General features: G+C 39.2%; 6 protein-coding genes. 1 reads left to right on the forward strand and 5 read right to left on the reverse strand.

Annotation, left to right across the window (positions count from 1 at the left end):
- Positions 1-37: 37 nt before the first annotated feature.
- Positions 38-1,690 (reverse strand): ABC transporter ATP-binding protein/permease, encoded by a 1,653-nt coding sequence (locus tag PL8927_RS02435; RefSeq protein WP_083617257.1) that lies wholly within the window; start codon positions 1,688-1,690, stop codon positions 38-40.
- A gap of 59 nt (positions 1,691-1,749) precedes the next feature.
- Here PL8927_RS02435 and PL8927_RS02440 point away from each other — a divergent pair, with 59 nt between their 5' ends.
- A complete protein-coding gene (locus PL8927_RS02440; protein ID WP_083617260.1) occupies positions 1,750-3,036 on the forward strand; it encodes an MFS transporter in 1,287 nt (428 codons plus the stop codon).
- Here PL8927_RS02440 and PL8927_RS02445 read toward each other — a convergent pair.
- The 4 genes from PL8927_RS02445 to PL8927_RS02460 form a co-directional block, all read right to left on the reverse strand.
- Positions 3,033-3,263, reverse strand: a complete 231-nt coding sequence (locus PL8927_RS02445) for an MbtH family protein (RefSeq protein WP_083617262.1) — start codon at positions 3,261-3,263, stop codon at positions 3,033-3,035. The genes PL8927_RS02440 and PL8927_RS02445 overlap by 4 nt on opposite strands.
- Positions 3,260-9,706, reverse strand: coding sequence for a non-ribosomal peptide synthetase (locus PL8927_RS02450; protein ID WP_083617265.1), 6,447 nt, complete (start codon positions 9,704-9,706; stop codon positions 3,260-3,262). The genes PL8927_RS02445 and PL8927_RS02450 overlap by 4 nt, the downstream gene beginning before the upstream one ends.
- A gap of 70 nt (positions 9,707-9,776) precedes the next feature.
- A complete protein-coding gene (locus tag PL8927_RS02455) occupies positions 9,777-11,798 on the reverse strand; it encodes an alpha-amylase family glycosyl hydrolase (RefSeq protein ID WP_083617268.1) in 2,022 nt (673 codons plus the stop codon).
- Between the two features lie 322 nt (positions 11,799-12,120).
- Complete coding sequence (locus PL8927_RS02460) at positions 12,121-20,601, reverse strand: non-ribosomal peptide synthetase (RefSeq protein WP_083617271.1); 8,481 nt, start codon at positions 20,599-20,601, stop codon at positions 12,121-12,123.
- Positions 20,602-20,646: the final 45 nt, after the last annotated feature.

The following is a 20,646-nucleotide window of genomic DNA, read 5'->3' on the forward strand; positions in this document are numbered from 1 at the left end:
CGGCTCATACAAAAATTACCTGGTAGTGTTAACAAAATTAAAAATGGAAAAATCTCTGATGGAATTTTCTCAGGGTAGGGCGATGACCAACACTAATAAACGTTGCGCCTGTTGCTACTAAAAGATTATAAAGCTGTTCTTCATTATCAGCATCTAAAGCACTGGTTGCTTCATCTAAAATGACATACTTGGGTTTTGTTACTAATATTCTGGCAAAAGCTAATCTTTGTTGCTCTCCTAAAGAAAGGATATCAGTCCAATCTTTATCTACATCCAAACCCTCAAATCTTTCTACTAAGTCTGCCAAATTCACCTTTTTAAGCACTTGATAAAGTTCTGCATCACTCAAATCTGTTTTACCACGAGGATAAAGAAGCTGCTCTCGCAGAGTTCCTGATATCATGTAAGGACGCTGGGGTAAAAATAGCATCTCTTCCAAATTCGGACGGGCAATCACACCTGTTCCCGAATCCCATAAACCTGCTAAAGTTCGCAACAGAGAACTTTTCCCAGAACCACTATTTCCTGTAATTAATAATCCTTGACCAATTGGCAGCGTTAAAGAAATATTTCTTATGAGAGTTTTTTGATAATTGGGTGTCTGAATAGTCAAGTTTGTAAAGGTTATATTATCGTCGTTGACAATATCAATATTTTTAGTAAGAGAAGTATTTTTTTCCAGTTGTTTAAAATAGATTAAAAAGATATATAAACGATTAATTGAAGCCGCAAATTTAGTAAATTTTTCAAATTGATACATAATCAAATTGACAGAAAAAGCCACTTGTCCAAAAGCACCTCCTGCTTCAGTAACTTTGCCTACTTCAATTTCACCTGAAAGAATTTGATTACCCAGAATCAGTGCTGGTATAATCCAAGGGAGATAGCCAAACTGATGCTTAAATATATTTAAATAAACCTCTGTCCATAAAATTAATTGCTTGAAATTCTTGAAAACTTCATTAAAGATAAGTTTGACTTTATGAGATTCTGGCAAAATGCCATTATATAAAGCAATAGACTCAGCATTTTCTCGGATACGGACTAAACCAAAGCGAAAATTAGCTTCTTTTTTCAACTGTTCAAAATTCAATTTTGTCAACTTTTTGCCATAAAAACCAATTGTTATGATATAGGCTAATAGAGAATAAATGACCAAAGCAAAAACGAGCTTTTGAGAAATCGACCAGAGAATGATGCTAAATGCAATAACAACAAAAAAAGATTCGAGACAATTGACCAAAAATTGCACAGATTGCTGACAGAAGTTGGAAACATCTTCAGAAATACGTTGGTCTGGGTTATCAATTTCCTTATAGAAGATATTTAGGTCATAAAAAGCACGATTTTTAAAATATTGGTTAAGTAAATGATGAGTTAACCACCGTCGCCAATAAATACCTATTATCTCTCGGACATAGCCATAGCCAGAGTTGAGAAACCCAAAAATGATTATACCCCCAAAAGCAAACAATATGCCTTGCCAAAACCGTAGCCGATCGCGGGCAGAAAGAGCAGAAATTAAATCTCCCTGTAGGTTGTTCAATAATACTTTGACTTGAGTGTTCATGAGCAATAAAACACCAAGCAGGATAAGTAAAAGGAGTGCGCCTCGTTTTTCATCGCCTAACCAATAAAGTTTGGCAATTCCCCAAAACTCTTTAATCCCTCTTAAGCTAAATTGATTCATAGTTAAATTTGTTGTAAGCTACAATGAATTTTGCTTGCCAAAATTCGTCCCCAAAAAAAATGCGTATTTTTACATTTATTTGGTTCGGTCAGCTAGTGTCTCTAATTAGTATCTGGATGACTGGTTTTGCTCTCGATATATCCGTGTTTAAGCAAACTGGTTCAGCCACTCAATTTGCCTTCCTAATAATTACGTCTACAGTTCCACTCGTTATCATTTCTCCTGTAGCAGGAACATTGGTGGATCATTGGAATCGTCGTTGGACAATGATTATCACTCATCTTTTTGCAGGTATATCTAGTCTAATTTTGATACTCATCGTGACCAGTGGTCAACTACAAATTGAGTACATCTATTTGAGAAATATCTTTGCTTCCCTCATTGGTGCTTTTCATGCACCTGCTTATAAAACTGCCATTACTTCTATAGTCTCTCAGGAGGATTTAGGAAGAGCTAGTGGTATGGTTCAATTGGGAATAGGTATTCAGCAAATTATTTCACCTTTAATTGCAGGGATTCTATTGGATTTTATCGGCCTAAAAGGTATTCTTATGATAGACTTATCTGCGTTAATCATTGCCCTTGTTCCTCTGTTTTTACTACGGTTTGGTGAAATAAGTCAAACAAATGATATTGGTGAGAATGTTCATTCTACTTCCTTTTGGGAAAAAATAGTTTATGGCTGGACTTATTTGATTAATTGTCCCGGTCTACCGAGCTTTCTGATTCTCTACACTATTTACCAATTCTTGATTGGCTTCGTAAGTGTATTAGTTTACCCTCTAATTCTTTGTATGACGACTCCAAGCAATTTGGGAAAAATCACATTCCTCGGCGGTGTTGGTATGCTTTTGGGTAGTATAGTCATGAGTACTTGGAAATATAATTTACAAAACTTAATTAACCTAGTTCTATTTGCTATGTCGTTGAGTGGGCTATGTATTGCTTTTGCTGGATTTCGTCCCTCTCTTATCGAAATTAGTCTTTCTACTTTATTATTCTTCTTCATTACTCCTGTTCTTAATGGCTTAGTGCAAGTCTTCTTTCAAACAAGAGTCGTTGAAAATGTCCAAGGAAGAGTTTTTGCTTTAACAGGTGCAATATCGGGTGCTGCTATACCAATAGCAGCACTTTTTGCTGGGCCTTTAGCTGACTATATTTTCGAGCCTTTGATGGCTTTTGATGGTCCTTGGTCTAAAGAACTGGTCGGTCAGTTAATTGGCTCAGGTCCAGGTCGTGGTATTGGTTTACTCTTTGTCATTGTTGGTTTTTTCCTGTTGATAATACCTTTGATTGGATATCAGTTTCCGACACTCCGCCAGTTGGATGACGGTAATAGAATTTAATGGGAAACTTCTTCAGATTCTTTCATTGCCTGACGTAAACTTAAAGGACGCATATCAGTCCATACTTCGGCAATGTAGTCTAAACATTCCTTTTTAAAACCTTCTTTACCAACACTTTTCCATCCTAATGGTAATTCTTGTTTCCATTTTGGCCAAATTGAATATTGTTCTTCATGATTGACCACTACGAGATATATCGTGTTGTCATCTTGTTCGTTAGTATTCATGGTTTTGAGTCTCCTTTTTGAAATAAGCCATCATCACTTAAGTGAATAAAACGGCGTTGGCGTTCTGCTTTGGGGATATTGGTGGTTGTTTTTTGCCCCGTTGCAGAAGTTGGGAGTAAGCGAGCAATTGCTTGTGGGGTGCGGTGGGTAAACAATTGGGGCAGGGAAAATTCGGTTTGGTAAGTCTGACGCAGACGCATGGCTAATTGGGTTATAAGCAGGGAATCGCCGCCAATTTCAAAGAAATCATCGCTAGCTCCTACTCGTTCTATTTTTAATAAACTAGCCATTAGCGAACAAATTGTTGCTTCTTGGTCGTTACTTGGTGCTAAGTATGGGTTTGTCCAATTCCAATCTACTTCTGGTAAGGCGTTCTGGTCTAGTTTACCGTTAACTGTTAATGGCATAACTTTCAGTGGTACAAAGGCAGATGGAATCATATAGTCTGGTAGCTTACTCTTTAAAAATTGTGGTAGTGTCGTTCTCAAGTCCTCCTTGGTATCTGAGATAAAATAGGCAACAAGCTGATGATGACCGTTGGCACTTGGTTGGGCTGTGGCTACGGCTTCTTTTACTTGGGGGTGAGTTTTGAGGGCGGCAGTGATTTCCTCTAGTTCAATCCGAAACCCCCGAATTTTAACTTGTTGGTCAGCCCGACCAATGTATTCTACTTCACGGTTTGGCAATCGCCGCCCTAAGTCACCACTACGATAGAGACGGCAACCTGGAGTTTGAGCAAAGGGATTGGGAACAAATCTTTCTGCTGTTAGACGAGGTTGAGAGAGGTAACCCCGTGTTACTCCTGCACCCCCAATATAGATTTCCCCAGGAATGCCTATCGGCATTGGTTCTAGATTCTCATCTAAAATATAGATGTTTAAATCGGGGATGGATTGACCGATCGCACTACCTTTACTAACGAGCTTATCTTCTTCCGTCAACTTTTTATAGGTTGCATGAACTGTAGTTTCGGTGATGCCATACATATTAATCAATTTTGGCTGTTGGCAACCATACAACTCAATCCAAGGTTGTAAGCTGGCTAGTTCCAAGGCTTCTCCACCAAAAATGATGTAGCGTAAATAGAGCTTTTCTGGTTTTTTGTCTGTTGCTGCTTGAATTAATTGCTTAAAGGCTGAGGGTGTTTGATTCAAAACTGTTACTTCTTGCTGTTGCACCAGTTGTAAAAAGTCTTGTGGTGAACGACTTATCCAGTAGGGTACTATTACTACTCGACCACCATACAGCAGTCCTCCCCAAATTTCCCAAACGGAGAAGTCAAATGCGTAAGAATGAAAGAGTGTCCAAACGTCTTCGCTGTTAAACCCAAACCATGATTCTGTTGCTTTGAATAAGCGCATCACATTAGCATGGGTGACAATACATCCTTTTGGTTTCCCGGTGGAACCACTTGTATAAATAATATAGGCTGGATTTTCTGGTAATATTTGCACTGCCAAGGATTCGGTGCTTGAGGCAAGCAAATCTCTCTCTATGTCTTCGAGGATAATGATAGGAGTCTGACATCCAGAAAGTTGTAAAACTACTTCTTTCTGTGTAAGCAGCATAATAATACCACTATCCTGTAAGAGAAATTCTATCCGCTCTTTTGGGTAACTGGGGTCAATTGGAACATAAGCTCCTCCTGCTTTGAGGATGGCTAATATGGCTATAACCATTTGTGGCGATCGCTCTAAGCACAATCCGACCAGTCTTTCTCTTGCTACACCTTGTTTTTGGAGATAATGAGCAAGGCGATTAGCATGGATTTCTAATTCAGCAAATGTAAGGGTTGTTTCTTGCCAAGTTATGGCAATTTTGTTTGCATATTTAGCGGCGACTCGCTCGAAGGCTGAGACTAAGGTTTCTGTGGTTTTGATAGAAGCGGTGTTGCTAGAAGCTAGTTCTAGTAAATGTTGCTGTTCTTGTGCGGTAATTAGCGATCGTCTACCATACAAAGCTTGAGGGTAAGCTGAAATATCATTGAGTGCTGCCTGATAATACTTACTATATTGCTGAATTTGTAAAGTATCAAACTGTTGCGTATCGTAGATTAAATTCAATTGCAGTGCTGTACTTCCTGGAACTAAACAAAACTCTACCAAGAAGGGGAAGTCTGTTTCTTCAAAAATTTCCACATTTTGCACTTGAATTTGTGGTAAATTTAGCAATCCTTCATAGACATGAAAATGCACATAGTTAAATCCCACCTCAAATAGTGGGCGCTTTTTTATGAGGCGCTGCATTTCCACAAGAGGGAAACTTTGGTAGCCAAAAATTTCTTTTTCAGCCCGAAATACGTCCTGAATTAATTCTAGCCAACTCCCATCGCTTAAAGATATCCGAAATGGTACTGTGTTCACGAATAAACCTAATAGATTCTTACTATCGAGGGTTTCAGGTCGGCTATTGATAACGTTACCCGAAACGACTTCTTTTTGTCCAGTTAAAAAGGAGAGAACCCGCAGATGCACTGCCAAAAGTGACGTTTTGAGAGGGACTCCAACTCTTTTAGATAGTTTTCTCAGAGAGTCAGTTACTTCCTGATCAATAGTGATGGATAAGCGTTTGAGTTGACGTTGAGCGAGGTTGCCAGTGTTTACTAATGGTAGACGAGGTAGGGTGGTTATTTCTAGGTGATTAAGATGCTGCTGCCAAAATTCTTGCTGTTCTGGGGATGCAATTGCTTGTTGTTCTTGGACGATAAAATCTTTATAACTCATTTGAGGAACTTGTAACCCTGGTACAGTTCCCATTTCTCCTGCTTCTAGATATAGGACATAACGTTGTAACAGTTGGGTCAATAACGTCGCCACACTCCACCCATCTAAAATTCCATGATGAAAGCTAAAGCTGAAACTGAGTTCTGTATCAGAGAGTCTATGAATTTGGAAACGGAAAAGAGGTGGTTTGGTGATGTCAAAAGGTCGGTTTTTCTCTGTTTCAATCCATTCTGCAACTTGTTGATGGGCATTCCCAGGAAAATGACGCAAATCCACAACTGTTAAGGGTCGCTCTACTTCCCGGTGAACAATTTGGATGGGAGTGGTGTATCCTATCCAATGAAAAGAAGTTCGCAATCCAGGATGGGCTTGACAAATATCAGTTATCGCTTTTTCCCAGGCGATTTCTGAATATTTCATAACTAAATCAAAGGTAAAAATTTGATGAAAAATCGCGCTCGTGGGATGCCTTTCTGTGTGATAGACCATCCCCGCCTGTAAACTAGAGAGGGGATAGGCATCTTCTGCTTCCTCTGGTAAATTTTTTCTATCTTCGACTGAGAGCAGGTCTGCAACGAGAACATCCTTTGAATTTGTTACTGTCACTGCTGCTTTTTTCGTTGCCAACTGGCGTACTGTGGTAGACTCATAAAGTTCTCTGGTCGAGAGGGCAAAACCTGCCTTTTTCGCTTTGGCGACAACTTGCAAAGCTAAAATTGAATCGCCACCGATATCAAAGAAGTTATCATCAATTCCTACTTTTTTTATTCCCAATGTTTCGGCAAAAATTGCACTTAAGCACTCTTCATCAACATTACGGGCTGCAACATATTTTTCTTCTTCTCTTAAACTGTTCCAATCTGGGGCAGGCAACGCTTTGGTATCAATTTTGCCATTAATATTAAGGGGGAAGGTCTCTAAACTCACATAAGCTGCTGGTATCATATACTCAGGCAACTTAGTTTTAAGATACTGTCTTAGTTGATATGCTGTGGGATTGCTTTCCCCAGGAACATAGTAAGCAACTAAACGCTTTTCTCCTTCCCATTCATCTGTTAAAATGAGCGCCTCTCGCACTTGAAAATGGGATGTTAGTGCTGCTTTGATTTCTCCCAATTCTATCCGAAACCCCCGAATTTTAACTTGTTGGTCTATCCGTCCTAAGTATTCTAATTCTCCATTCGGCATTCGCCGCCCTAAGTCTCCACTACGGTATAGTCTGCCTTCGCCAAAAGGATTTGGTAAGTATCTTTCGGCTGTCAATGAGGGACGATTCAAATAACCGTAACTGACTCCTGCGCCTGCAACATAAATTTCCCCTGGTAGTCCCTCAGCAACAGGTTCTTGTTTTTCATTAAGTAAGTATATACAAAGGTCTGGGATTTCTCTACCGATAATCGGAACAACTCTTGTTAAATCTTGATGAGAAATAGGATGATATGTCAGATGGACGGTGGTTTCCGTAATCCCATACATATTAATTAAACGGGGAGATCGATCGCCATACCGTTCTAACCAGGGATGCAGGCTAGATAAATCCAACGCTTCTCCACCAAAAATCACATAGCGTAACGCTAATTGTCCACCACTAGCTTCATCAGCACGAATCAGTTGGTAAAAAGCGGAAGGAGTTTGATTAAGGACAGTCACTTTTTCTGTTGTGAGAAATTCTCGGAAGGTTTCTGTCGCTCTACTTAGCCAGAAGGGTACAATAATCACCTTACCTCCATAAAGTAGAGCACCCCATAATTCCCACACAGAAAAGTCAAAGGCGAAGGAGTGAAACAACGTCCATATATCTTTGTTGTTAAAGCCAAACCAATGTTCTGTGGAACGCATTAACCTGATAACATTCCCATGGGTGACAACACAACCTTTAGGTGTACCAGTGGTGCCGCTAGTGTAAATAACATAAGCAGGAAATTCTGGTTTGAGGAGAACTTGTGGGGAAATATCTGGTGTTTCTGTCAGTTCGTTGGCTATGGAATTTAGAGTAAAGGCTAATATTTGCTGTTGAGCAAATTGAGAAACATGAGCTTCTTCACATATCAGTGCCGAAATTCCGCTATCTTGGAGAATTAGTTGTAAACGGGCTGTTGGAGAATCAGGTTCGATGGGAACATAAGCTGCACCTGTTTTGAGGATGGCAAGAATTGCAACAACTATGTTTTCTGAACGTTCTAAACATATACCTACTCGCAATCCTTGCTTAACTCCTTGACTAATTAAGTAATTAGCTAAACAATTTGCTTTCCTATTGAGTTCGGTATATGTGAGAGTTGTTTTATTAAATTGAACGGCTATATTTTCTGGATATTGGCAAGCGATGCGGTCAAAGGCGGAAATTAGGGTTTCACTTAGAACTGGAGTTAGGGAAATTTGAGGTTGAAGAATGATAGAGTGATTTGTTTGAGGTAACTTCACCAAAAGACTAGAAATTGTTTGTTCCAGATTCTCTATAGCTTGATTAAATAAATTTTGGAAGTTGCTAAGTATTTCTGTGACTACTTGATAATCTAGATAAGAAAGGTTATAGTCAAAATCAATTTTAATATCAGTGTCTTCTTTGTATTCACGAATATAAACAATCAGTGGTAATCTTTGTTGATCGCTATACAATGGAACACAATTTGTCTGAGTATTGGCAAAGTTTTCGTTATAATCATGTTTTTCGTAGGATAGATAAACCTCAAAGAAATGTTCTTTACTATTGGGGTGTAAACCAGTCAGTCGTTTCATTTCTGCTAGAGGAAAACGTTGATGGCGATAATCTTGTCGTAGCAAAGCGCGGATATTATCTAAGAACTGGTGGAGGGTTTCGTTATCATCAATTTTTAGGCGAAAGGGGATGGTACTAACAAATAAATTTATGGCATCTTTAAAGTTTTTCTTATTGCGATTTAAAAGTGATAAACCGACGACTAAATCTTTTTTTTCATAGCGATTGCTTAAACAAATTGTCAGTATACTTAAAATGAAATGAAAAATATTTGATTGAATTGCCAAACACAAGGAACTTACGCGATCGTAAGTTTGTCGAGAAATGTAGATTGATTGACGCTGACCAATTAATTTTTGAGGTTGAATTTGGGAAAAAAGCTTGGGAGAAAGACCCTGAAGACGCTTGATCCAATAATCGCGATCGCGCTGAAAATTATCGGATTTTAAATATTCTGATTCTTGCTGAAGATACTCAACTAAACTCCAATCTTTTTGCGTTTGTGTAGCTACGCCATCTTTCAATATCTGGTTGTAAGTTACAATAACTTCTCGAAAAAAGATAGCAGTTCCCCAACCGTCCGTAATCGTATGATGATATTTGGCAAAAATAATGTGTTTTTGGCTACTTGTGCGAATAAGCTGAAAATCTACTAGGCAAGCATCCTTGCCAAAGTGAAAAGGTTGAATGAATTGCTTATTTATATAATCCTCAGCCTGCTCCTCACTATTTTCATAAGTAGAAAAATCCACTAATTTTACTCTTGTGTCTTTGTGCAGTGCAATAGTTTGTAAAGGATTTCCCTCTAATTCATAAATTCGTGTCCGTAAGCCTGGATGATAACAAATAACTCTGTTCATCGCCTCATTAAAAACTTCAATATTAAAAGCACCATGAACCGTTACAGTTGCCCCTATATTTAGATGGGTTCCTTCCGGCCACATCATTTGCTCGATATAGATTTCTCTTTGATTTATTGTTAGTGGTAATACTTGATTCATTGCGTGCTAATCCTTTCAAAACTCTACTTTTTCTTAGTTATTATCAATGCCATGAATTGCCCGACCTTGCTTAAGACAAAAGCCTTCCTAGCACAAATGTAAATGATGGAAGACTAATTTTTAAAACACCTTCGACCAAGTTTAACTCTCCACCTGCGGTAGTCATTAGTGCATTAAACTTACAAAAATTACCATACATTTTAGGAATTGGGCAAGCTTCTTCAAAGACTTGTGTTGACCCCAAATTCATTGCCACAAATAGTGGCTGCTCATTATCTGCACCATGAATAAGCACACACCATAGACCTTGATTACCGGAATATAATAGAGTACGGTTTCCCGTTTGAATGACTGAATTTTGTCCTCTGATTTCAGCAAGTTTTTGAATCAGTAAAAAAGTTGGGTGCTGTGTACTATATGCTGCAAAAGTTGGGCGATTAATTGGCCCAAACTGCCACACACAAGCCGGGTTCTCAAACATATCTTCTCGCACGTAGCAATCGTGACCAATCCATTCACCTGTATTCGGTTTTTGATGTAACCCTAAAGCACCAGAAAATTCTTGTTCTGTTCCTTGATAGATAGAAGGTATTTGCGGTCCTAATATCAAGCAAGCAAGACCAAAGTGTAACTGGACTCTAGCATCCTCTGAGTTTTCCAGACGACTCAAAAATTGATGAAAAATCCGAGTTGTATCTTGATTGTCAAGGAACATAATATTTTGCTGCCAACCAGTAAAATATGGTTGTTGTGGTGCGAGAAAACCACAAAAATAATCTGCCAAGCTCTTTAACCAATTCACATTATCTAAAGTTTCTTTGATATTATAGTAAGTTGGGTAATCTATAAAATTGGTGAATTTGGCACTATTGTATTCAATGACTTCTTCGTGACAACTCCCAGCGTGTTCCGCTATCTGGAGGAACTTATTTTTGCCAAGATAGCTCGTATACCTTTCTATCTCTTCTACACAAGGTTCCCAAAAATCCAGACCAACATGACGAGCGGAATCGTAGCGCAAGCCATCAATATCTGTTTCAGAAATCCAGTATTTTAGGTGTTGAATGAGTAATTCTCTCACATAGCTGGTTTCGGTGCGCCAATCTTCCAAGAAGCCAAAAAGCCTTTGATTCACCATGTCAGTATATTTTGGTCCATGAAAGAGGGATGTATTGCGTGCTTCTATGGGAAAAGGCATAACTGCATCCCGATCGCCCTGTATATACTTAAATTCCCCACCCGGAGGCCCACCATAGTGTTCCCAGTTAATGCTATCTGCAATATGGTTATTGACAACATCTAAAATAACGTAGATCTCAGCTTTATGTGCTTCAGTGACTAGCTCTCGCAAACACTCAAGTGTACCGAGGCGGGGGTCAACCATCAACAAGTGAATCGGATGATAGCCATGATATCCATCTGTAGCATTGACATAGATGGGGCTAAGTATAATTGCTCCAACTCCCAATGCCTTGAGATAACCTATCTTCTCAATCAGACCCCTGATTGTACCACCATGACTGGCATAAGGACAAGTGGGGTCATATTCAACTGCACTCATTCCAGCACGATAGCTGTTTGCATGGCGAGCAAATCGGTCAATGATAATAGAGTAGAACAGACGCTTTTCCCAAACATCAGGACTTGGTGTTATACTCACCTTTGGCTTTGGTCCATGTAAAGCCCGCCCATTCACATAACCTAAAAACTCAGATGAGATTTCCGTCACTGAACGGGGTGCCTCATCACAGACAAACAAAAACTGTGAGCGATTAGATGTATGTTCATTTCCCAGGGCATCTACATAACCTAATTTATAGCGATATCCACCCCCATTACTCACCGACGGTAGAACCACTGCAAACATCTGAAAGCCATTTGCTGTTGTGCCTTCTGTTTGTGCTGTTATGCGGTCTATATCACAATATCCCTGTCCATCATTCAACTCATAGGCAACCTGACCACAAACAGGATGTTTTGATAAGTGAACACCAAATATAATCCGAATTTTTTCGTCGCTTCTAAAAACCCAAGTATAAGGTGCAACTTTAGGATCTAAGTGAATTTCACAGTATTCTTCAAAATAGCGCATATGGCACTCCTACCACTCGAACTCCTCACAGATCTGAAACACCAGGGAGTAAAAAAACATGAAAATGCCAGAAATTTATGTAAAACAAGCATTTCAGCACTTTTCAAGCATTACTCTAGCCACGAATAAATTTTATAACGAAGAAGCTTAAACTTCCAAGTAAAAATTCTCCCTAAATGACCTTGACAAAGTTAACCTTGTGTGATCTAAGCTAGTGGGAATGAAAGAACCAAAGTCAGGGATACTTTATCTAAATGGAGCAAGAAGACTCCGTTCTGTGAAACAAGAATCACACCGTAAAGCGTAGCTTAACGGGAGAGTGTCAATGATTAGGGTGCGGGGATTGGGCTGTTGCAGCTAAGATTTCCACTGCCAGCTTTTTGACATGAGGTTCAGTCAAAATGGTCTGATGCTCACCAGTTAAGTCATAAACAGACACCTGTTGTGTCGTTAAACTCCCCCAGCCCGCAGTTCGATCTTCTGGAAATTTTTCTGCCAACGATCGAGTCTTGAAAAAAGAAATACGAGATGTAATAGATTGCGGTTGATAACACAAACTTGCTTGCACATTCGTTTTGTAAACATTAACTAACCCAGCAATGAAGTCACGTCCTAAATCAGGAGGAATAAGTTCAGATTGACGCAAAACTTGCTCCACAAATTCAAATTGAGCTTCTTTTTCTAGACTTGAAAGTTCTTCGTAAGAAATAGCTACGTTTTGGTGAAAGTGAATTCCTATCTGTTCAACCATGAAGCATAGAATACCAGCATCATCTTGTAAAGAAGTAGCAACTTCTGGCGTGGGTAGTGGGGGATGAGTATCGATAATTAATACATTTTCAACCTTCTCGCCAACCGCTTCTAATTGGTAAGCCATTTCAAAAGCAATTAATCCCCCTAATGAATGACCTCCTAATAAATAGGGGCCATCTGGAAAAACTTGTCGAATGGCTTTTAGGTAACTCGTAGCCATTGCTGGAATAGTTTCTAGAGGTGGCTGTCTGCCATCTAAACCCTGTGCTTGCAAGGCGTAAATTGGGCGTTCTTGACCCAAGCTTTGGGCGAGTAAAGAATAGGATAAAGCATAGCCACCTGCTTGATGTACAAGAAATAATGGTAGGAGATTTCCCTGACTCTGTAGAGGAATAAGAACATCTAAATCATCTGGCTTTTCTGTAGCTTCTAACAGGGCTGCTATTTTTTCGATCGTACCTTCACGGAATAAAGACACAACAGGCAAACTGTAATCTAGTCGCTTTTCAATAGCAGCTATTAAGCGAATAGCTAAGAGGGAATGACCACCTAAATCAAAAAAGTTTTCAGTAATGCCAATAGAGCGAGATGGTAGTATTTCTTGCCAGATTCCCAGCAATTTATATTCTAAAGGTGTTCGGGGTAAAATCTGTTTATTTGAGTTAATGTTTCTTTCTATCTTCAGCGTAGATAGGGCTTTTTTATCAACTTTACCATTAGGTGTTAAAGGGAAAGAATCTAGAATAACAAAATTGCTCGGTAGCATGAAATCAGGTAACTTTCTTTTTAAGAAATCCCGCAGGATATTGGGAGAAAGTAAGTGTTTTTCCTTAGCAACAAGGTAGGCAATGAGGCGATCGCCACCCGACGAATCTGCACAAGTCATGACAACAGCATTAAGCACCTGTGGAAACTGAAGCAATACCGATTCAATTTCCCCTAACTCAATGCGGAATCCCCGAATCTTTACTTGATTGTCCCTGCGTCCTAAAAATTCAATATTGCCATTAGGCAAGTAACGAACCAAATCCCCCGTTTTGTAGAGGCGAGAATCCGAATTAGAACTGAAGGGATTGGGAATAAATTTTTCTCCTGTTAACTCAGGTCGGTTGAGGTAGCCTCTAGCTACTCCAGCACCACCAATGTACAATTCTCCTGGTACACCTATCGGCACAGGTTGTAGATGGGCATCGAGGATGTATATCTGGGCATTCGCGATCGGACGACCAATAGGCATGACTTGTCCAGGTATCTCTTGCCTACAGTTCCAGAAAGTGCTGTCAATACAAGCTTCAGTTGGACCGTAGAGATTGTACAAATTTACATCTAGTTTGCTTAACAAATCTTTCGAGACACTAACAGGTAAGACTTCCCCGCCACAGAAGATTCGTTGCAGAGAGTTACAGGTTTCAATACCTTTGTGCTCCACAAGGACTTGTAACAAAGATGGCACAAATTGAACCGTTGTGATTTTCTCTTCAGCAATGTATTTTAGTAGGTAATCCGGGTCAGTATGACCTCCCGATCGAGCTAGTAGCAACTGTCCACCCACTAACAAAGCAGAATAGAATTCATGCACTGAGGCATCAAAACCAAACGGAGTCTTTTGTAAAACTTTATCGTTTGCAGTGAAGCAAAATTCTGTTTGCATCCAGAACGTATGGTTGCAAAGGCTACGGTGTGATATCATCACACCCTTTGGTTGACCAGTAGAACCGGAAGTATAAATGAGATATGCTAAATGATTAGCTTTTGTAAGAGTGCAGGGATTGTCATTGCTCCATTGGCTAATCACCTGCCACTCCCTATCCAAACAGATAATACGCATCTGATGTTGAGGTAGAAGTTCTAGGAATCGCTGTTGGGTCAGCAGCACCTTCACCTGGGAGTCATGGAGCATGAAGTTTAAGCGGTCTTCGGGATACTCTGGGTCAAGGGGTACATAAGCCCCACCTGCTTTCAGAATCCCCAACAGTCCGACAATCATCTCAATAGAGCGATCGACACACAACCCAACTAGGGTATCTGTAGTTACATCTAAAGACTGCAAATAGTGGGCTAACTGATTCGATCGACGATTTAATTCTCGGTAAGTTAATCGTTCCGTTTCATACACAACCGCCACAGCATCAGGTGTCTGTTCTACCTGCGCCTCAAACAATTGATGAATACATTTATCTTGAGGATATTCTATTTGAGTATCATTCCACTTAACTAATAACTGGTGTTGCTCAACTTCTGTCAGTAAAGTTAATTCAGTAATAGGTTGTTTGGGAGAGGCTACAATATTTTCTAGTAACGTTTCAAAATGACCCACCATCCGATTTATAGTTGCTTCATCAAATAAATCGCTTCTATATTCCCATTGCCCTTGAAGTCCCTGTTGTGTTTCTGACATCAACAAAGTTAAATCAAACTTCGCTGTTGTCTGTTCTAATTCCAAAGGAGTTAATTGCAAATTAGGCAAATCGAGTTTACCCATTGGAGCATTCTGCAAGACAAACATAACTTGGAACAACGGATTATGGTTGAGACTTCTTTCTGGCTGAATTTCTTCGACAACTTTCTCAAATGGTACATCCTGATTTGCGTAAGCTTGGAGAGTTTCTTCTTTAAGTCTTAATAGCAAGGTTAAAAAATCAGGGTTGCCACTTAAATCACTTCTAATAACTAACGTATTAACAAAAAAGCCAATGAGCCCTTCAATTTCTTTACGATTGCGGTTAGCAATTGGTATGCCAATCAATAAATCTTCTTGGCTGGAGTAGCGCATCAATAAGATGCTAAACACCCCTAATAATCCCATAAATAGAGTAGCACCTTGGGATTCGCATAGCTTTTGAAATTGGGTAGCTATCTCCTGATTAATTGTAAAAGAGACAGCACGACCTTGATAAAGAGGGTTTGCTGAACGGGGATAATCAGTTGGTAACTCTAAAACCTCTCTTTCTCCACCTAGTTTGTCTTTCCAAAAAGCTAATTGTTCTTGTAGTTTTGTTTGAGCAAAAGCAGTTCTTTGCCAATGAGCGAAATCACCATATTGGATAGGAAGAGGCGGCAAAGATGGGTTATCTCCTAAACACAATGCTGTATAAAATGAAGATAATTCTTTAACCATTACTCCCAAAGACCAGCCATCAGAAACAATATGATGTATCACTAAAACAAAAACATGGGTATTTGCTGCTAACTGATAACCATGCACACGCAGTAAAGGTAAACTACCAAGATGAAACGGGCGAACTATCTCTTCACGAACTGCGAGTTTTAACGCTTCATCATTCAATTGAATAACAGTCAGTGGAACTTGGTAAGATTTATGAATAACTTGTCTTGGAATTCCATCATAACTTTCAAAAGTTGTACGCAATACTTCGTGACGTTCAACGATTAATTGTAAACTCTGCTGTAAGGCTTCTAGATTTAAATCGCCCTCCAAGCGAAATGCAATTGCTATATTGTAAGCCGGATTATTTGGTTGTAACAAATCTAGGAACCAAAGTCTTGTTTGCGAAAAAGAAAGTGGTAAGTTTTCCTTGTTTTCAATAACAGGAATAATATCTGGAGGTGTGTTATCTCCCAAAGATTCGATCGCATCTGCTAAACTTGCGATCGTTGGAGCCTCAAATACCTTCCGCAATGGTAAAGCTACATTAAACTCTTCGCGAATGCGAGAAACAAGTTTAGTCGCAAGCAAGGAATGTCCTCCCAAATGGAAGAAGTCATCAGTAATGCCAATTCTATCAATACCTAGCACATCAATCCAAAGTTTGCATAATCTAGCTTGAGTCGAAGTTTTCGGTTCAACAAAAGCTTGCTTGTCAATCACAAACTCTAGCTTTGGTGCGGGTAAAGCACGTCTATCTAGCTTACCACTGGGAGTAATAGGAAAGCTTTCTAGCAGCACAAAGGAGGCGGGACACATATATTCAGGGAGTTGTTGCCGCACCTGTTCTTTTAATTGAGAAATAAAAGTTTTCACCAAACGTCCCTTGAGGGGGTCATTTGAGTCACCATGAGTCGCTTGAGAAGAACTTTTCTGAGTAATTGGCATAATTGGCAGACGGCGTTTATTGCTTGTTATTTGATAGAAACAAACATCAAAACATCTGTGATTTTCTTGAGAATAACTTATGGTTATTCCCCGACCTATTTCCTTTGCCAAACCATAAAAATAGGATGGGTCAACGGCTTTTTCTACATCTAGATGTTCGATCAAACTTCGTAATTCTCTAATACTATTTTCATGACTATAACCTTCCATCCATTGATAAATCGCTTCATCTTGAATTAACCGTTTATTGGGAATTAAGCGCCAACCAATTGTATCGGTAGAAATAATTCTCTTCTTTAAATCGCTTAAATCGGAATTACTTATTTCCCAATCTTCCCAGTTTACTTCCACAAAATCATGGTCTTCCGTACCTGATTTATGCAGCACAACATCATAACGATATTTCGTTAATTCGTTGTAATTTGATTCCTCTTTAAGATGAATTTCCACTGCTGCTATTGGGAAAACATCTGTTAAATTAACGAAGAAATTTGGGTCAATAACCAACTCGTTTTCTTCTTCTATAAAGCGTTGAATCTGATTTTGAAAACTTTTCCTGTCTATGGTGTCATCAGCTTGATAAAAAGCAATACTGCTATAAAAATACTTTAAAAGAGGCAAACTTCTGTTATCACCAATAAATAGACGACCTCCCGGCACTAATACTTGCAATGCGCCTGAAATGACCTGTTGTAAATACTCAATAGATGGAAAATACTGAGCGACAGAATTAATAATAACTGTATCGAAATAAGCTTCAGGAATTTCCGAAAAATCGATAGCTTCCTTGTGTAACAAATAGACCTGAGAACAAGAGTGCTTGTGAATGATATCTTTTAACCGATTAATAGCTTCCTGAGAAAAATCAGTTCCCCAATATGACTGCACTTGAGGAGCAATTTTGAATAAAATCATCCCTGTACCGCAGCCAATTTCTAAAACCCGATTTGGTTTAAGTGCCTCTATTCTTATCAAGGTGTTATTAAGCCATTGACGCATTTCTTCGGCAGAAATAGGTTGATTATCATAACTACTATTCCAACCAATGATATTAAAAGCTTCACTGTTAATTTCTGAGTCACTATCCCGATAGGTTTCGTTAAAAGTATATTGCCACTCTTGGGTTTGTTCTCGTGTTAAAACCGCAGAACTTTGACTTTGGTTTTGGGGAATAACGTAAGCGGCTATTCTGATATCTTCCTGACTTTCTTCTCGGACAATCACTAAAGCATCCCGTACTCCTGAATGACGTTTAATTACTGCTTCAATTTCACCCAGTTCAATTCGGAAACCCCGAATTTTTACTTGATGATCATTTCTTCCTATATATTCGACTTCACCATTATTTAAATAGCGGGCTAAATCGCCAGTTTTGTAGAGACGATGGTTGACCATTGACTGAACAAATGGATTGGGAATCATCCGTTCAGCAGTTAATTGGGGACGGTTAAAATAGCCGCGAGTGACTCCGGCACCACCAACATACATTTCTCCAACTACACCCACCGGGACTGGTTGACCGTAAGCATCTAAGATGTAGATAGACAAGTCGGGAATTGGTTTTCCAATCAAACTACCGAGACGCTGTTTCACATCTCGTAAGCGAATTGGACGGTAAGTGACATGAACTGTGGTTTCAGTAATTCCGTACATATTGACCAGCAACGGAAACTCTTCGTCGTGGCGGTCAAACCAAGGTTCCAAGCTGGCTAAATCAAGTGCTTCACCACCAAATATCACGTAGCGTAACTCTAGTTCTCCTTCTCGACTTATTAATTCTTCTGCTTGCATAAGTTGACGGAAAGCTGAAGGAGTTTGGTTTAAAACTGTGACTTTAGCATCACATAACAGTTGATAGAATTCTTCTGGAGAACGACTGACTAAATAAGGTACGATGACTAAACGACCACCGAAGAAAAGCGCACCCCACATTTCCCACACAGAAAAATCAAAGGCGTAGGAGTGAAAAAGCGTCCACACATCTCTATCATGAAATTGAAACCATTTTTCCGTAGCTAACATTAAACGCACAACATGACGATGGGTAACAACTACTCCTTTCGGTTGTCCGGTGGAGCCACTGGTATAAATAATGTAAGCGGCATTATCGGGATGAACAAAAACTTCTGGTTCCCTGATTGATGCGGTTGCCAGTTCAGCTTTACAGTTATCGATAAAAACAACAGTTGCGGTGTGGTCTGGAATTGAAGAGAGAAACTCAGTATGAGTCAGTAACACTGCAACTTGACTATCTTCGAGCATATAAGCAATGCGATCGCTCGGATAATCCGGGTCAAAGGGTACGTAAACACCCCCAACTTTCAAGATAGCTAAAATAGCAATTACTAAATCTATTGAACGAGACAACCATAATCCCACCCTTGACTCTAGTTTGATACCGAGATTGATGAGATGATGGGCTAATTGGTTAGCCTGATGATTCAGTTGTTCATAGCTAAGAGTTTGTTGCTCAAAAATTAGTGCCGTTTGCTGAGGACGTAACTTTACCTGCTGTCTAAAAATTTCATGCAAACAAGATGTGACAGGAAAAATTTCCTTTGGTTGAGTAGGTATTAGTGATGCCAATTCTTCTGGTGAGAGGAAAGGGACGCGATCGACTGGCGTATCTGGTTGTGCTACTAAATTCTCTATTAATTTACAAAAGTGACGCGCAAATCTTTCAATAGTTTCTTTTCTAAATAAATCCCTATTATAGGATAAAACTCCTTGTAAACTCTCTGGATTCTCAGTGATAAACAGTTCCAAGTCAAATCGTGCTGCTTCTTGAGTTGCTATTATCGAAATTTCCAAGTCAGTTAAATTAACATTTGCTTTCGGGGCATTTAACAAAGTAAAAGCTATTTGAAAAAGAGGATTGCGGCTAGTATCACGTTCAAGATGTAAACGTTCTACTAATGTTTCAAACGGTACTTCTGCATATTGAAAAGCTTCTAATACTGTTGATTTCACTCTATTTAATACTGTCCGAAAACTAGGCTTATTTGATAAATCATTGCGAATGACTAGCATATTGACGAAAAAACCGATGAGTTTTTCTGTCTCAATTTCTGGACGGTTAGCAATAGAAGTACCGATCGGTATATCCTCTTGCCCAGAGTAACGAGATAAGAGAGATGCAAAAGCAGCCATCAGCGTCATAAATAAGGTTGTACCTTGTTTATGACTGAACTCACGAATAGCGATTTCAAGCTTACTTGGCAATTGAAATGTAACTAAATCACCTCGAAATGTTTGTAATCGCGGTCTAGTAAAATCAACAGGAAATTGTAAAATGGGCAATTCAGCAAGTTGTTTTTCCCAATACGTAAGGCTCTCCGCTAAAGCCAAACCATTCATTTTTTCTTGTTGCCATGCAGCATAATCAGCGTATTGAATTTTTAAATCTGGAAGCTTTATTGACTCCTTTTTAAGGCTTATTTCGTAAAGAGCTATGATTTCTTGTAAAATCACTCCAATAGACCAAGCATCAGCAATAATATGATGGAGAGTCAGAGTCAGAATGTATTGCTCTGGTGTCAGGCAGAAAACTCGAAAACGGATAAGTGGGCCTGTTTCTAAATTAAAGGTATGTTCAGCTTCCAATCGCGCTAAATTAAGGATTTCTTGTTGGCTATCACTGCCATCTTCAAATATAATTTCAGTTAGAACATGGGGATGAATAATTTGTTGTGCTTCCCCATCAACACTCAAAAATATCGTTCTTAATATTTCATGTCGTTGCTGTAATTCTTGAAAAGCCCACTGTAAAGCCTCAATCCTGAGTCGTCCTTTTAAACTGAACACAGAACAAATATTATAAGCCGAAGACGTAGGTTCTAGCTCATAAAGAAACCACAAGCGTCTTTGCTGAAAAGAAACAGGTGCTTCGCTCAGACTGCGACGTGAAATGACACCAAGTTCCGTTTCCTGCTGAATTCCCTCTTCTGCCAACAGTAACTCTAGAAGCTCAATGTCATTTATTTCTGAGTAATCCATCTCAATTCCTTATAGGATTCATGCACTTCTGAACGTGAATCATTA

The sequence above is a fragment of the Planktothrix serta PCC 8927 genome (assembly GCF_900010725.2).
Taxonomy (GTDB): Bacteria; Cyanobacteriota; Cyanobacteriia; order Cyanobacteriales; family Microcoleaceae; genus Planktothrix; species Planktothrix serta.

Excerpts from the sequence above, each read along its gene's own strand:
- PL8927_RS02435 (WP_083617257.1), bottom strand. The coding sequence starts at position 1,690 with ATGAATCAATTTAGCTTAAGAGGGATTAAAGAGTTTTGGGGAATTGCC.
- PL8927_RS02440 (WP_083617260.1), top strand. The coding sequence starts at position 1,750 with ATGCGTATTTTTACATTTATTTGGTTCGGTCAGCTAGTGTCTCTAATT.
- PL8927_RS02445 (WP_083617262.1), bottom strand. The coding sequence starts at position 3,263 with ATGAATACTAACGAACAAGATGACAACACGATATATCTCGTAGTGGTC.
- PL8927_RS02450 (WP_083617265.1), bottom strand. The coding sequence starts at position 9,706 with ATGAATCAAGTATTACCACTAACAATAAATCAAAGAGAAATCTATATC.
- PL8927_RS02455 (WP_083617268.1), bottom strand. The coding sequence starts at position 11,798 with ATGCGCTATTTTGAAGAATACTGTGAAATTCACTTAGATCCTAAAGTT.
- PL8927_RS02460 (WP_083617271.1), bottom strand. The coding sequence starts at position 20,601 with ATGGATTACTCAGAAATAAATGACATTGAGCTTCTAGAGTTACTGTTG.